This is a genomic window from Leisingera sp. NJS204 (assembly GCF_004123675.1).
Taxonomy (GTDB): domain Bacteria; phylum Pseudomonadota; class Alphaproteobacteria; order Rhodobacterales; family Rhodobacteraceae; genus Leisingera.
The window spans coordinates 1370772-1384613 of the sequence record NZ_CP035417.1 but is presented as its reverse complement, the minus strand read 5'-3'; the positions used below and the strand labels follow the sequence as shown (position 1 = coordinate 1384613).

Annotated in this window: 15 protein-coding genes; 6 read left to right on the top strand and 9 right to left on the bottom strand. The window is 63.2% G+C overall.

The window, feature by feature from the left end:
* Positions 1-13: 13 nt before the first annotated feature.
* Positions 14-1507 (bottom strand): exodeoxyribonuclease VII large subunit, encoded by a 1494-nt coding sequence (gene xseA / locus ETW24_RS06800; RefSeq protein ID WP_129370328.1) that lies wholly within the window; start codon positions 1505-1507, stop codon positions 14-16.
* Positions 1508-1642: 135 nt separating this feature from the next.
* Here xseA and purD point away from each other — a divergent pair, with 135 nt between their 5' ends.
* A complete protein-coding gene (gene purD, locus ETW24_RS06795; RefSeq protein WP_129370327.1) occupies positions 1643-2908 on the top strand; it encodes a phosphoribosylamine--glycine ligase in 1266 nt (421 codons plus the stop codon).
* Positions 2909-3285: 377 nt separating this feature from the next.
* Positions 3286-3705 (top strand): N-acetyltransferase, encoded by a 420-nt coding sequence (locus ETW24_RS06790; protein WP_254695719.1) that lies wholly within the window; start codon positions 3286-3288, stop codon positions 3703-3705.
* Positions 3706-3766: 61 nt separating this feature from the next.
* On the opposite strand, the gene ETW24_RS06785 is transcribed toward ETW24_RS06790, so the two are convergent.
* From ETW24_RS06785 to ETW24_RS06775, 4 genes are all read right to left on the bottom strand, one after another.
* Positions 3767-5530: a DUF1217 domain-containing protein gene (locus ETW24_RS06785; protein WP_129370325.1), complete on the bottom strand. Its 1764-nt coding sequence runs from the start codon at positions 5528-5530 to the stop codon at positions 3767-3769.
* A 243-nt stretch (positions 5531-5773) separates the two neighbouring features.
* Positions 5774-6028, bottom strand: a complete 255-nt coding sequence (locus ETW24_RS25185) for a hypothetical protein (protein ID WP_368075948.1) — start codon at positions 6026-6028, stop codon at positions 5774-5776.
* Positions 5991-6578 carry a hypothetical protein gene (locus ETW24_RS06780; RefSeq protein ID WP_368075947.1) on the bottom strand — a complete coding sequence of 196 codons (588 nt, stop codon included), beginning with the start codon at positions 6576-6578 and terminating at the stop codon, positions 5991-5993. The genes ETW24_RS25185 and ETW24_RS06780 overlap by 38 nt, the downstream gene beginning before the upstream one ends.
* Complete coding sequence (locus tag ETW24_RS06775) at positions 6578-6901, bottom strand: 2Fe-2S iron-sulfur cluster-binding protein (protein ID WP_129370324.1); 324 nt, start codon at positions 6899-6901, stop codon at positions 6578-6580. The genes ETW24_RS06780 and ETW24_RS06775 overlap by 1 nt, the downstream gene beginning before the upstream one ends.
* A 165-nt stretch (positions 6902-7066) precedes the next feature.
* Between ETW24_RS06775 and ETW24_RS06770 the strand changes: the two genes are divergently transcribed.
* From ETW24_RS06770 to ETW24_RS06755, 4 genes are all read left to right on the top strand, one after another.
* Positions 7067-7519 (top strand): OB-fold nucleic acid binding domain-containing protein, encoded by a 453-nt coding sequence (locus ETW24_RS06770; RefSeq protein ID WP_254695718.1) that lies wholly within the window; start codon positions 7067-7069, stop codon positions 7517-7519.
* A gap of 73 nt (positions 7520-7592) precedes the next feature.
* Positions 7593-8114, top strand: coding sequence for a peptidoglycan-binding domain-containing protein (locus ETW24_RS06765; protein WP_129370323.1), 522 nt, complete (start codon positions 7593-7595; stop codon positions 8112-8114).
* A gap of 88 nt (positions 8115-8202) precedes the next feature.
* On the top strand, positions 8203-8871 hold the full coding sequence (locus ETW24_RS06760; RefSeq protein WP_129370322.1) for a Crp/Fnr family transcriptional regulator: 669 nt from the start codon (positions 8203-8205) through the stop codon (positions 8869-8871).
* Between the two features lie 342 nt (positions 8872-9213).
* Positions 9214-9741 carry a class I SAM-dependent methyltransferase gene (locus tag ETW24_RS06755; protein WP_129370321.1) on the top strand — a complete coding sequence of 176 codons (528 nt, stop codon included), beginning with the start codon at positions 9214-9216 and terminating at the stop codon, positions 9739-9741.
* A gap of 60 nt (positions 9742-9801) precedes the next feature.
* Here ETW24_RS06755 and ETW24_RS06750 read toward each other — a convergent pair whose 3' ends face one another.
* The 4 genes from ETW24_RS06750 to hflK form a co-directional block, all read right to left on the bottom strand.
* Complete coding sequence (locus ETW24_RS06750) at positions 9802-11244, bottom strand: Do family serine endopeptidase (protein WP_254695748.1); 1443 nt, start codon at positions 11242-11244, stop codon at positions 9802-9804.
* A 298-nt stretch (positions 11245-11542) separates the two neighbouring features.
* A complete protein-coding gene (locus ETW24_RS06745) occupies positions 11543-11737 on the bottom strand; it encodes a DUF2065 family protein (protein ID WP_129370319.1) in 195 nt (64 codons plus the stop codon).
* On the bottom strand, positions 11737-12618 hold the full coding sequence (gene hflC / locus ETW24_RS06740) for a protease modulator HflC (protein ID WP_129370318.1): 882 nt from the start codon (positions 12616-12618) through the stop codon (positions 11737-11739). The genes ETW24_RS06745 and hflC overlap by 1 nt, the downstream gene beginning before the upstream one ends.
* On the bottom strand, positions 12618-13772 hold the full coding sequence (gene hflK, locus ETW24_RS06735) for an FtsH protease activity modulator HflK (RefSeq protein ID WP_129370317.1): 1155 nt from the start codon (positions 13770-13772) through the stop codon (positions 12618-12620). Before hflK ends, hflC begins: the two co-directional genes overlap by 1 nt.
* Positions 13773-13842: the final 70 nt, after the last annotated feature.

The following is a 13842-nucleotide window of genomic DNA, read 5'->3' as shown; positions in this document are numbered from 1 at the left end:
GACCAGAAAGAAGCTAGAACAGCGAGCCCTGACCGCCGCCGGACGGTTTCGCTGCAGCGGTCAGGGAACCAGGATCCGCGATGCCCTCCTCCAGGTCCAGCATGCCGTCGGCAAATTCGATCTGCAACGGGCCGGCCTTGGCCGCAGCGGCCTTGGTGGTGAGGATCCCGGCGCCCGAACGCACCACCGCATAGCCGCGCTCCAGCGTGGATTTGTAGCTTAGGATCTCCAGCTGGCGGCCTGCGGCAGAGAGGTTTTGGCGCTGGCGGTCGAGACGCAGCGACTGTGCCGCATCCAGCCGCTGCGCCAGACGGCCCAGCGCGTCCTTGCGGGCTGTGATCTCGCGCTGGATCGGGCGCAGGGTCAGGCGGGAGGACAGGTTTTGCAGCCGGTCGCGGCGGCCTTGCACCAATTGGCGCAGGGTGGCGGGGCGTAAGCTGGCAGCTGTTTCACTCAGATACACCCGGCGGCGCTGCACACCGGAGATCAGCGCGCCCGGCAGCCGGTCGGAAATCCGGTCGAGCCGCTGGCGCGGGGTTTCCAGCAACGTGTCGGGCTTGGGCAGCGCGCGGGCCAGATCATTCAGCCGCTGGCGCCGCTGCTGCACCGCCTGGCCTGCGGCGCGGGTGAGCCGCGCGCCCTGGGTCTCGGCCCAGGCCATCAGTTCCAGCCGTACAGGAACCGCCAGTTCCGCCGCCGCCGTCGGCGTCGGCGCCCGGCGGTCGGAGACAAAATCAATCAGCGTGGTATCCGTCTCATGCCCCACCGCCGAGATCAGCGGGATCTTCGAGGCCGCCGCAGCCCGCGCTACGATCTCCTCGTTGAAGCCCCAAAGATCCTCGATCGAGCCGCCGCCGCGGGCGACAATGATCAGATCGGGCCGCGGCAGCGCGCCGCCAGGGGTCAGACGGTTGAAACCTTCGATGGCGCGGGCCACTTCGCCTGCACAGTTCTGTCCTTGGACAGCCACCGGCCAGACCAGCACCTTGCGCGGGAAACGGTCGCGCAACCGGTGCAGGATATCGCGGATCACCGCGCCCGACGGCGATGTCACCACGCCGATGATCTGCGGAAGGTATGGCAGCGGCGCTTTGCGTTCCGGGGCAAACAGCCCCTCTGCCTCCAGCTGTTTTTTGCGCTTTTCCAGCAGCGCCATCAGCGCGCCCTGGCCCGCAACCGCAACTTCGTCCACATTCATGTTGTATTTGGACTGGGCGCCGAATGCGGTCAGCCGGCCGGTGACGACCACCTCCAGCCCCTCCTCGGGCACCACCGACAGGCTGGAAACCTGCCCTTTCCAGGTGGTGCATGCCAGCACCGAGCGGTCGTCCTTGATATCGTAGTACAAATGCCCGGAGCGCGCCTTGAACACACGCCCCACCTCACCCTTGACCCGGATGCGGCCGAAGGTGCCCTCCAGCGTGCGCTTCACCTCGCCGGAGAGTTCCGAGACGGTGAATTCGGGCGCGTTCTGCCCCGGTTTTGGATCATCAAACAGATCGGACATTGCGGGGCTGCTCTCCTGCGGCTTGCGGCTGGTCTTGTTTTGAATTCGCGCGCAGCATAGAACCCGCCGCAAGCAAGGCAAGCCCCGGACAGCACCGGGACGCCTCTCGGCTCAGTCAGATCGGAGTAGACGCAGATGAACATCCTTATCCTTGGCAGCGGCGGGCGCGAACACAGCTTGGCCTGGGCGGTGATGCAGAACCCGAAATGCGACAAGCTGATCGTGGCGCCGGGCAACGCAGGGATCGCGCAGATCGCCGATTGCGCGTCGTTTGATACCGAGGATGGCGGTGCCGTAGCCGGTTTTGCCGAGGAAAACGCCATTGATTTCGTGATTATCGGCCCCGAAGCGCCGCTGGCTGCAGGGGTGGCTGACCGCCTGCGCGAGGCAGGTCTCTTGGTGTTCGGCCCGTCTGAGGCGGCGGCGAAGCTGGAAGCCTCCAAAAGCTTTACCAAGGAAGTCTGCGACGCAGCGAATGCGCCCACCGCTGGCTATGGCCATTTCACCGAGGCAGAGGCTGCCAAGGCGCATGTGCGCGAACACGGCGCACCCACTGTGGTCAAGGCCGACGGGCTGGCCGCCGGCAAAGGCGTGATCATCGCAATGACCGAGGACGAAGCCATCGCCGCCATCGACGACATGTTCGGCGGCGCCTTTGGCGGGGCCGGCGCCGAGGTGGTGATCGAGGAGTTCATGGAAGGCGAAGAGGCGTCCTTGTTTGTGCTGGTGGACGGTGAGGACGTACTGGCGATCGGTTCGGCCCAGGATCACAAGCGCGTGGGTGAAGGCGACACCGGCCCCAACACCGGCGGCATGGGCGCCTACTCCCCCGCCCCGGTTCTGTCCGCTGAAGTCGAAGCCCGCGCGATGGAAGACATCGTCAAGCCCACCATGCGGGTGATGGCCGAGCGCGGCATGCCTTATCAGGGCGTGCTTTATGCCGGTCTGATGATCCAGGACGGGCAGCCCCGGCTGGTGGAATACAACGTCCGCTTTGGCGATCCGGAATGCCAGGTGCTGATGATGCGCCTGGGCGCGCAGGCGCTGGACCTGATGCACGCCGCGGCTGAGGGCCGCCTGGCTGAGGCGCAGGTGAACTGGGGCGACGACCATGCGATCACGGTGGTAATGGCCGCTGAGGGCTATCCCGGATCTTACCAAAAAAGGTCGGAAATCAAGGGGCTGAAGGCCCTGCCCGAGGACAGCAGCAACATGGTCTTTCACGCCGGTACCAAGGCAGAAAACGGCAAGGTGCTGGCAGCCGGCGGCCGGGTTTTGAACGTGACCGCCCGCGGTGAAACCCTGCAGGAGGCCCGCGACCGCGCCTATGCGATGGTTGACGGGGTTGATTGGCCGCAAGGGTTCTTCCGCCGCGACATCGGCTGGCGCGCGCTGGACTGAGCATCTGTCCCGGCGGCGGCTCTCCCGCCTGTTCCCGGTCAATCGCAGATTGACAGTCTCAGTTGGGCGTGGCCGGGCGCAAATGCGCCCGGCGCGGCGGTATTGTTCCACCAGCCCGCAGTATCCCGACCGGAGCATTGCGGTACTCTGGACTTCAGTCAGAAGCGGGATGCAGCGAAGCAATAAGAACTGTCCAAGGCGGCAAAGGCCGGCACTTGCAGGAAAGCGGCATGCCTAGCCATTCCCTCTCTGCGGCTTCTCATGCTGTCTGCACCGCTTGCCTTCTGCTATTGGCCAGCCGGGAGTATTTCCGGCCCGCCCTCTGGGTGGCCCAGCTGTGAAACAGCCCCGCCGGGTCAAGGCTGGCGATCCGCGGCGTGCCGGCCCTGACCCGGCGCAGCTTTGCCTATATCGACGGGCGCATTGATCAGCCATCTTCCATGCACCGGCTGACGGTGGATCTAAGGAAGGATCTCTATCTGGTCGGCAGCAAGATCCGGGCCGCCAGAAGCCTGCATGCGGCTTGCATATTCCTGATATCAAAGACGGACCGCCTGTATCTGGGCAAATTGGCAGCCGATCCGGCCCGACACGGATCGGGCCGGGCAAGGCAGATAGAGGACCTGGCGGCAAAGCGAGTCAGGGATCCCGGCCTGCCGGCGCTTGAGTTGCTAACGAGGGTCGAACTTGTGGAAAATCACCGCAGCTTCGACCGGCTGGGATTTTTCAAGACCGCAGAAGGCGCTTATCCCGGCTGCAGCAGGGTGACCGGCATCACCATGCGCCTAGCGCTATAGCGCCGGCCTTCTGAGCCGGGCGAAACTATTGCTGCTCCACAGCCAAAGCGCAGCCGACGGGTCAGAAGAGCGACAGAATCGGATCGCTGATCCCGCTGTTGAAAGGCGCGTTGAGATCTGCCAGCATCAAGAACCTGTTGCGGAATTCATCCAGTTTCCCGGCTTCGAGAAAATCTGCAGGATGGGTGGTTCCAAAAGCAGCAAACGAGCGCTCCTTCATCTCCTCCACCTGCCTGTCAACATCCAGCTGGCCGAAACCTGATGGCAGCGCCAGCGCGCTTTCAAAAATCGTTTTCAGCGGCGGCGAACCGATAATGCCGTACCAATGGGCGTTTTCGCTGCCGCCTGCATCAGCAACGGTTTGCAGCTCGCGCTCAAAGGCCAGCGCCAGGCGCATGTTCTGATCGCTCTCACCGATCTCAATTTCAAACTGGCGGGTGGTGTAAAGCTCGGAAAGTTGCTCGGCAAAGCCTTCAGGATACTCCCGGCCGGTTTCCCCCCCATTGAAGGAAAACGCATGAGCCATGGCCTTCAGGCCGGTGTCGTAATGCAAGTTTGCATATGACGTGCTGGACGACAGGTCAGATTCAAAGGCACGGATCACGGTGTCAAAATCCAGGCTCCGTTTGCTCTGGCCGAAGATATCCAGCGTCGCATTAAACAAGCTTATATCAAAGACCAGCTCCCTTGGGTCGGAGAAGGTGCCCAGCTTGTCCGTGATGTCATCGGAAAACACCTGCATCTTGCTGACATGATCCGGCCAGCCGTTCTGGAACGCGTCAGCAAAGTCATAGTAGGCAGCATTTTCCGGCTGGTTCACATAGGAGTTCGGGTCTGACAAATCGGATTCCAGAATCTGGCGCAGCTCAGCCTCGTCCCTGCCAAAAAGGCCGAATGTATCCAGCGCATGCTCCAGAACCTCAGGGTTTGACAACAGCTCATCCGGATCGGTCATTTCATTGATATCCGGCCAGCCGAACCCAAAGGCCTCTGAGACCGCAAGATACCTAGTGTCCTCCAGCTGGTTCACAAAGGAATCTGGATCGGTGGTATCTGAATTCAGAACCCGGCGCAGGAAATCGGGGCTGGTGCGTTCCAGATCAAAGGTCTCGATGACAGCTTGCAGAAGGTTCTCATCCTCCAGCAGCTCATCCGCGCTTGCCAGGCCGTCGGTATGTTCGTTGAACTCCCCGACCAGCGCCTGAATGCTGTTGTCATACACCGGCGGCTTGTTGAAACTGAATTGCTGGGCAAACTCGGTATATTTGGGATTGCTCAGCTTGTTGACAAAGGAGTCCGGGTCTTCCAAGTCGGATTCCAGAACTTTCTGCAGAAAGAACTGATTATTTTCGAGGCCTTCAAGGCCAACATTGCCGAGCGCCTTGCGCAATAGGGTGCCGTTTGCCAGCAAATCATCCGGCGAGGCGACACTGGCAAATTCAGCGCCCGCCTTGGCGGTGGGAAGCGTCGGGCCATCCGGACTGTTGAAGCCAAAGGTTTCCGCCAGCGCCTGATACCGGACGTCGTTGAGCCGGTTCACAAAAGAGCCCGAGTCGCTGACATCGGATTCGAGCACTTTCTTGATGAATGCTCTGTTGCCGATATCCTCGTCCAGACCAAAGGCGCCCAGTGTCACGGTCAGCAGGTTGTAGTCATCCAGCAACTCGTCCGCAGTCTGAATCCCGGTGATTTTTTGATTGAAGTCCTGCACCGTCCGATCGATGACCGGCGACTTCTCATAAATTTCCTGCTGCTGGTCGCGGGTCCGCTGCAGGAAGGTCCACCCGCTGATACCGGTGCCCAACACATATGGTGTAAAGCTCACGCGCCTGTCTCCTGTAAAACCGGCCCAGACAGTTAACCGCCTGGCGCCGCTCGTCAGGGGCAAGGTAACCAAAGGTGATGAATAAATATGAAACACCGCGCAAAAACCGGGTTGGACGCGGCGCAACAGGCCTGTCATTCCTGTCGGCAACGGCGGCAAGCACTCCTGCCTGTTCCAGCCCATCCTTGCGGATGCCCTTCCCAGTTGGGCGCGGCGCCGCGCAATGCGCGTCGCGGGCAGCGCTTAGCGGCAGGCCATTGCGGCCTGCAGTCCCGTGCCCTGCCGGAACCCGCCGATGTCCCGGCTGGTGATCCTGCCGTTCTGCAGACGGGATACGACGATCCTGCGCCAATCGCCACTGGCGGTCACCAGTTCCGGTCCCTGCCCGCAATCGCGAATGCCGGAGGTGATGAAGTCCTGGCCGATCTGGTGATTGGTCAGCCCGGGCGTGCTGGCGGCTTCAGTCAGCGCACCGTTCTTGAACCGCCAGATACGCAAAGTTTTGGCCAGATGCGGCCGGTCGACATAGGCAATTTCCACATGCCCGTCGCCATCCAGATCCGCCGCGCCAATGGGTGCCAGCCAGCGGTTGCGGGTGCCTATGCGGGGTGGCGGCAATCTTTTCGCCGCGGGCATCATAAATGGCCAGCTGGGCGCCCTCTGCCACATCGGTCTCGACCACCAACACCTCGGGGCGGCCATCGCCATCGATATCCGCCAGCCGCGGTGCGATGTCCTCGAACACATGATCCAGCGGCAGACGGATCAGGATTTCCGATTGCTGGTTGACAGCCTTGGCGGACACCACGCCGGAGCCGGTGTTTTCCACCTTCAGTACCAGCGCGCCGTATTCCACGTCATCACCCAGCACTGCATGGCCATAGCGTGTGGTGGGTTCTCCGTAACGCGCCGAGACCACTCTGTCCTCAGCCGCCAGCACAGACGGGCCGGCCAAGGCCAGCCCCAAACACAACGCCCGCCATGCGCGGCGGGCGGAACGGGGCCGGGCGCGCATCATCAGACGCCGCGCCGCCGCCCCCGCGGTCATCAGATCTGCTTTTCAGGCATATGCACCACCAGCCCTTCCAGCGCATCGCTCACCTTGATCTGGCAAGTCAGGCGCGAGCGGGCGGGATCCGGCTCATAGGCGAAATCCAGCATATCCTCTTCCATGTCGTCCTTGGCGGGCAGCTTCTCAACCCAGTCCGGCGCAATGTACACGTGGCAGGTCGAGCAGGCGCAGGCGCCGCCGCAATCGGCCTCGATGCCCGGAATATTGTTGTCGCGCGCGCCTTCCATCACCGTCAGCCCGTTGGCGACGTCCACCACATGGCTGGTGCCGTTGTGCTCGATGTAAGTGATCTTTGCCATTGTCAGCTCTCTTCCCTTTTCCGGTACTTGCGCGACTGTGTAGCCAAGCCCCTGCGCCGGTGCCACCCCCAATTGCGACCCTGCCCTGCCGCAGCTGGACTTTTCGGATCAATGTTCTATGTTTGTTCACGCCGGATATTTTTCAACCGCAAGGCCGTTTTCCTCATGCCAGCCCCCGCCCCAACCCCTGCCTCAGTTCTCCCCCCCGCCGCAGCCTGCGCAGCAGGCGGGCACGGATCCCAGCCCTGGCCGCACCCGCCGCACTGCCTGCCTGCGGCCCGGCTGCAGGAACCGCCCCAGAACGCCTGCATCACCGTCGCCGGGCTGGTGATCCTGCGCCAGCGTCCCGGCACCGCCAAGGGCGTGATCTTTGTCACGCTTGAGGACGAGACCGGCATCGTCAACGTGATCGTCTGGCGCAAGATCTACGAGGCTTTCCGCCGCGCGGTGATCTCAGGCCGGCTCTTGCGTGTCACCGGACGGCTGCAGCGGGCACATTCCGTCACCCATGTGATAGCCGAAACGGTTGAGGATATTTCGCCGATGCTTGACCTGTTGCTGGCGGAACAAAGCCGCCGCGATGATCCCGCCTTTGCGCAAGGGCCGGAACTGGGCTAACCTGCCGCCAAAGCACCGGCGCCCGGAACTGACAGGGGCGCCGGCAGAGGCACAGTGACAAAGGCATCCGGGCATGACGCCGAACATATTCGAAACCAGCCGCCGGTTCTGGCCCGGGCTGCTGCTGGCGCTGCTGGCGGCCTGCGTCCAGCCGCCGCCCGGCGGCGATGTCTCCCGCGCCGGCCGCTATGCCCCGCCCGGCGCGCCGCCCGATACCTGCTGGAGCACGCACACTTCCCCCGCCGTCGTTGAAACCATCATCAGCCAGGTGCTGGCACAGCCGGCGCAAACCAACAGCAGCGGCCAGGTCATCCGCTCCGCCGTCTTCCGCACCGAGACCCGCCAGCAGATCGTGCAGCCGCGGCAGAAGCGCTGGATAGAAATCCCCTGCCCCGCCATGATGACGCCCGGCTTTATCCGGTCCATCCAGCGCGCCCTGGCCGTCCGCGGGGTTTACCGCGGCCCCGTTCACGGACAGATGGACGCCGCCACCCGCAAGGCTGTGCAACGCTATCAGGCACCACTGGGTCTGGACAGCGGCACCCTGACACTCACCTCCGCCCGCAAGCTGGGACTGGTGGCCGTGGCGGGCTGAACCAACCGGTTCAGTTCCCCGGTTCCCCGGTGCCCACGCCTCTGCTAAGGTCCGCCGGACTGGGCACCTGACGCAAAGAGATTTGGCCATGCTGACAACCCGCCTGCCCGATACCGGCTTTCTCTCCGCCGCCTCCGGCCCGCTTAGGCGGATGCTCGAAAGCCAGGCGGCTGAAGTGCGCCTGCGCCAGGGCGAAGTGCTGTTTGAACAGGGCGATCAGGGCGATGCACTTTATGCAATTGCCGAGGGCGCGCTGGAATTTTCGGTGCTGTCTGCTTCGGGCCGCAAGCTGTCGCTGGACATGATGCGCCCCGGCGCGGTGTTCGGAGAGATCACCCTGTTCGACCCGGGTGAGCGCACCGCCACCGCCATCGCCGCCGAGCCCAGCCGGGTGCTGCGCCTGCGCAGCGGCGACGTGCTGGATCAGATCCGCCAGTATCCGGATCTGGCCGCCGATTTGCTGCGGCTGGCCGGGCAACGGATGCGTTGGATGAACACCCAGCTGAACGAGCAGGTGTTTTTGCCGATGCCGGTGCGGCTGGCGCGCAAACTGCTGTATCTGGCACCTGAAAACAGCGACGGCCGGGTCGCTCTGTCGCAAGCCGAACTGGCGGAGTTTGTCGGCGCCACCCGGGAAGCGGTTTCAAAAACCCTGGCCGCCTGGAAGCGCACCGGCCTGGTCAGCATCAGCCGCGGCGGCGTGCAGATCCTTGACCGCACGGAACTGGCGGTGCTGGCCGAACCGGACTCAATCTGACAGCACCAGCAGCAGCAATTTTCCAGAAAATCCGCCATAAAAGCCCTGTTCTGTAATCCCGGTTACAGAACGCTTGTCCGCATCCGGACATAACCGGAATCAGACAGCCATTATCCGTTCCATCCCAATGGCTGCCTGTCCCAAAAGAGCCATGTGCCCGCCAGCGCATGGCTCTTCCCCATTCCGCCCTCTCGTTGCCAGCCGCCGCCCGTCAGCGAGAGGGCGAAAAAGTTTTCCAAAACTTTTGCAAGACTTTTCTGAAAAGTCTTGGGCCGGGCCCGCCTTCCGCTCACGGAATATTTCACTTAGCCATTCCGAAACCGGACCGCTACGGTGCCGCGCATGGCTTACAATTATGACAAACTCTACCGCGAAACCCCGGACGCTCTCGGCGCGCCCTCTCCGGAAATCACTGCCTTTTTCAACGGGCTTAAGGCGCAAGGCCTGCATGTTCTGGATGCCGGCTGCGGCCAGGGGCGGGACGCGCTGTTCATTGCCCGCCTGGGCCACAGGGTCACAGGCGTCGACCTGTCGCCGCATGGCGTCCGGGATATGCTGGATGCTGCGGCAAAGGAAGGCCTGGACGTTACCGGCGCTGCCGCCGACCTCACAGCTTGGGAGCCGGGCAAGGACTACGACATCCTGCTGTTCGACCGGACCCTGCACATGCTGGCTGCGCCGGACCGTCGGGCGGTCCTGACCCGCTGCCTGCCGCATCTGCGGCCCGGCGGCTGGGTGCTGATATCCGACGAAAAACCCAACCTTGAAGATTTCCGCCGGATCTTTGCTGCCGACCCAAGTGTTTGGCACACCGAACAGGACAGCCGCGGCCTGTTGTTCATGAAACGGGCAAACCCTTTGCAGGAATGATCAAAGGCCGGGCAAAGAGCCCGGCCTTTGGCAGTTTGGACACGACCTGTCTTCAGGCCGTTACTTCGCCAGGTTCAGCGCCACAAAACGCGGCTCGCCGCCGCGGCGTACCAGCAGAAGCAGCGACTTGCGGCCCGCCTCCTTGGCTTCGGCAACGCGGGCCTCCAGCTCGCTGATCGAGGTGACCTTCTGCTGGCCTGCCTCGGTGATCACATCGCCGGCGCGCAGGCCTTTTTCCCAGGCCTCCGATGTCTCGTTCACGGACAGAATGGCCAGCCCTTCGACATCTTCGCCCACATTCAGCTCACCGCGCATCTGGTCCGTCAGAACTCCGACCGACAGGCCCAGCAGTTCCTTTTCGGTCTGGCCGGGTTCACCGTCGCCGTTCTGCTGACCGGCGGGGCTGCGCTCGGCATCTTCGCGGCGGCCCAAAGTCACCCGCAGCGTTTCTGTCTTGCCCTCGCGGTACACCACCAGCCGCACGGTCTTGCCAACCTCGGCATTGCCGACCTGGCGCACCAACCCGCGGGTATCCTTCACATCGCCGCCGTCAAAGCTGACAATCACGTCGCCGGCCAGCACACCGGCCTCTTTGGCGGGGCCCTCGGGCACGTCTGTCACCAGCGCGCCGCGGGCCTTATCCAGGCCGATCGCCTCGGCCAGATCCGCATCCACATCCTGGATCTTCACACCCAGCCAGCCGCGGCGGGTCTCGCCGAATTTCTTCAGCTGGTCGACCACTTTGACAACCACATTCGACGCCATCGAAAAACCAATGCCGATGGAGCCGCCATTGGGCGACAGGATCGCAGTGTTCACGCCGACAACATCGCCATCCATGTTGAACAGCGGCCCGCCCGAGTTGCCCCGGTTGATCGCAGCATCGGTCTGGATGTAATCGTCATAAGACCCCGACAGCTCGCGGTTGCGCGCCGACACGATGCCTGCAGAAACCGAGAACCCCTGCCCCAGCGGGTTGCCCATAGCGACCACCCAGTCGCCTACGCGGGCGGTGTCGCTGTCGCCGAATTTGACGAATTTCAGCGGCGCCGGCGCCTGCACCTTGAGCAGCGCAATATCTGTGTTGGGATCGGTGCCGATCACCTTGGCCGGCAGCAGCTCCTTGGGCTGGCCGTCGCCGGGGAAAAACTCGATCTCGATCTCATCCGCACCTTCGATCACATGGTTGTTGGTGACGATGTAACCGTCCTCGGAAATCACAAACCCCGACCCCAGCGCCGAAGACCGGCGCGGGCGGTTGCCATTGCCATTGCCGTTGCGGTCCTGGAATTCACGGAAGAAATCCTCAAACGGCGAGCCTTCGGGCACAATGCCCTGCGGGCCGGTGCGGCCTTCGACCACGGTTGTGGTGGTGATGTTGACCACTGCCGGGCTCACCTGGTCGGCCAGCGGCGCCAGGCTTTCGGGGCGCGCCATTGCGGATACCGCCTGCATCAGCAGGACCGCCATGGCCAGCACCGCAAGCCAGATCATGCGCATCATCGCGCTGCTGCCGCCTGCCCGGCCGGGAATTGCAATTGCCTGTGGCTGCACGGATCTACTCCTTGTCACTTCTAACTTTTCTTGTCCGCCCCGGACCGGCGTAAACACCAGGATAGCCGGGCAGAGTCTTATGGACCCAATGTAGGAACTTCCGCCCGCCCCGCAACAAATGTTGCAAGGAATAAAGCCGCTGTGACCGGGTTTTCAGCCCGCAACGGAACGCGCGCGTCCTGCTGCAGGCTATTCTAGCAGGGAAAGTCTGCATTTTCGCTGAAAATCGAGGGGGAAAACGGTGCCTTCAGACCCCCAAGCGGAACGCCAGCCAGACCAGGATCAGACCCAGCGCCAGCGCCGCCAGCCCGGCATTGCGGCGCTGCTCCTCGCTCAAGGCGCGCAGCATCTCCAGCAAACGCTCCACAAGCGAAGGGGCCAGTGCGTACACCAGCCCCTCTGCAATCAGTACCAGCCCAAGGGCCAGGAGAATGAACCCCATTACTGCCCGGCCGGCTTGCCGTCCGAGGACTTCAGGTAGTTGAAGAACTCGTTATCCGGCGACAGCACCATGGTGGAATTCCCCGCCAGCAGCGAATTCGCATAGGCATTCAGGCTGCGGTAGAATTCAAAGAACTCCGGGTCCGCACCATAGGCCTGGGCAAAGATCGCGTTGCGTTCGGCATCCGATTCACCGCGGATGATCTCGGCTTCGCGCTGTGCTTCGGAAACCAGCTCAACCACGGTCCGGTCGGCCTGCGCCCGGATCCGCTGTGCGGCCTCATTGCCGCGGGCGCGTTCGTCGGTGGCTTCGCGCACACGCTCAGCCCGCATCCGCTCAAACGTCGCATCCAGGTTTTCCGACGGCAGGTCAGTGCGCTTCAGCCGCACGTCGATGATCGCAATGCCCAAAGCGCGCGCATCGGCAATGGCGCCGTTGCGGATCCGCAGCATCAGCGCCGCCCGGTCCGAAGACAGGATGTCGTTGGAGCTGACCGAACCGAGGATCTCGCGGGTCTGCGCCCGCAGGATCGAATCCAGCCGGTTTTCCGCAGTCGCGATACCGCCGGCGCCAACCGCCTGACGGAACCGGTTCACGTCCACGATACGATAGCGCGCAAAGGCGTCAACCACCAGGCGGCGGTCGTCCGACGGGGTGATTTCCAGCGGGTCAATGTCGCGGCTCAGGATGCGGTCGTCATAGCGCACCACTTCCTGGATTACCGGGATCTTGAACGCCAGGCCCGGATCTTCCTTGACCGAGACCACCCGGCCGAACTGCAGCACCAGCGCCTTTTCACGCTCGTCCACAATGAACACCGACGACAGCGCGGCAATCGCAGCGATCACCAGCACCGGCAGCAAAAGAGTTGTCTTACGCATCAGTTGCTTCCTCCGCGGCGCAGTTCATTCAGCGGCAGATAAGGCACGACGCCCTGGCCTTCGCCGGATTGCTCATCGAGGATGATCTTGTCAACCCGGCCCAGCACCTTTTCCATGGTTTCCAGGTACAGGCGCTTGCGGGTGACTTCCGGAGCCTTCTGGTATTCGGTCAGAACCGCGCTAAAGCGGCTCGCCTCACCCTGGGCTTCGTTGACAACGCGCGCACGGTAGCCTTCGGCCCGTTCCAGCAGCTCAGCCGCCTGGCCGCGGGCTTCAGCCAGCGCATTGTTGGCATAGGCGTCCGCTTCGTTCTGGCGCCGGTCGCGCTCTTGCTCCGCAGCCTGAACGTCGCGGAATGCGGCAATCACCGACGCAGGCGGATCCGCCTTGTCAAAGTTGACGCGGATGATGTTGATGCCGCTGTCATAGTCGTCCAGCGTGAACTGGATCAGCTCCTGCAGCCGCGAGGCGATCGAGCCACGGTCACGGTTCAGGATCGGCGCCAGTTCGGACTGGGCGATAATCTCGCGCATGGCCGATTCAGACACCGCCCGGATGGTGGTGCGGGCATCGCGCAGGTTGAACAGGAACTTCGCCGGATCGTTGATGTTCCAGACCACCTGGAAATCGATATCGACGATGTTTTCGTCGCCGGTCAGCATCAGCCCGGCTTCCGAACTGCGGCCGCCGCCGACACCGATGTCTTCGGTCTGTTCACGGGTGACCGGCAGGATTTCCTTGGTCACCAGCGGCCAGGGCGCAAAATTCAGGCCCGGCTGCCCGGTCGAGGAGTATTCGCCCAGGAACAGCTCAACCGACTGTTCTTCCGGCTTGACGGTGTAGAAGCTGGCAAAGCCCCACAGCACGGCTGCAGCAACAACGGCCAGCCCCAGCGTGCCCTTGGTGAACAGCGGTCCGCCGCCGCCGGAGCCGCCGCCGCGGCCGCCCCGTCCGCCGGACCCGCCGCGCCCGCCCATCAGGACGCGTAGCTGCTCCTGGCCTTTCTTGACCAGTTCATCAATCTCGGGGATCTGGGGGTCCTCCGGCTTGCGGCCGCCGCCGCCGCCATTGTTGCCGCCGTTATTGCCCCGGTTGCCTCCTCCGCCGCCAGAGGAGCCACCGCCCCCCCATGGGCCACCGCTATTGCCCGCCATTTGTCTCCTATCCGTATGCTGCCGACCATGATTTTTACACTGGTCGGCATGAGGTCTAAATTATTGCCGG

Excerpts from the sequence above, each read along its gene's own strand:
- xseA (WP_129370328.1), bottom strand. The coding sequence starts at position 1,507 with ATGTCCGATCTGTTTGATGATCCAAAACCGGGGCAGAACGCGCCCGAA.
- purD (WP_129370327.1), top strand. The coding sequence starts at position 1,643 with ATGAACATCCTTATCCTTGGCAGCGGCGGGCGCGAACACAGCTTGGCC.
- ETW24_RS06780 (WP_368075947.1), bottom strand. The coding sequence starts at position 6,578 with ATGACCGCGGGGGCGGCGGCGCGGCGTCTGATGATGCGCGCCCGGCCC.
- ETW24_RS06775 (WP_129370324.1), bottom strand. The coding sequence starts at position 6,901 with ATGGCAAAGATCACTTACATCGAGCACAACGGCACCAGCCATGTGGTG.
- ETW24_RS06770 (WP_254695718.1), top strand. The coding sequence starts at position 7,067 with ATGCCAGCCCCCGCCCCAACCCCTGCCTCAGTTCTCCCCCCCGCCGCA.
- ETW24_RS06765 (WP_129370323.1), top strand. The coding sequence starts at position 7,593 with ATGACGCCGAACATATTCGAAACCAGCCGCCGGTTCTGGCCCGGGCTG.
- ETW24_RS06760 (WP_129370322.1), top strand. The coding sequence starts at position 8,203 with ATGCTGACAACCCGCCTGCCCGATACCGGCTTTCTCTCCGCCGCCTCC.
- ETW24_RS06755 (WP_129370321.1), top strand. The coding sequence starts at position 9,214 with ATGGCTTACAATTATGACAAACTCTACCGCGAAACCCCGGACGCTCTC.
- ETW24_RS06750 (WP_254695748.1), bottom strand. The coding sequence starts at position 11,244 with ATGATGCGCATGATCTGGCTTGCGGTGCTGGCCATGGCGGTCCTGCTG.
- ETW24_RS06745 (WP_129370319.1), bottom strand. The coding sequence starts at position 11,737 with ATGGGGTTCATTCTCCTGGCCCTTGGGCTGGTACTGATTGCAGAGGGG.
- hflC (WP_129370318.1), bottom strand. The coding sequence starts at position 12,618 with ATGCGTAAGACAACTCTTTTGCTGCCGGTGCTGGTGATCGCTGCGATT.
- hflK (WP_129370317.1), bottom strand. The coding sequence starts at position 13,772 with ATGGCGGGCAATAGCGGTGGCCCATGGGGGGGCGGTGGCTCCTCTGGC.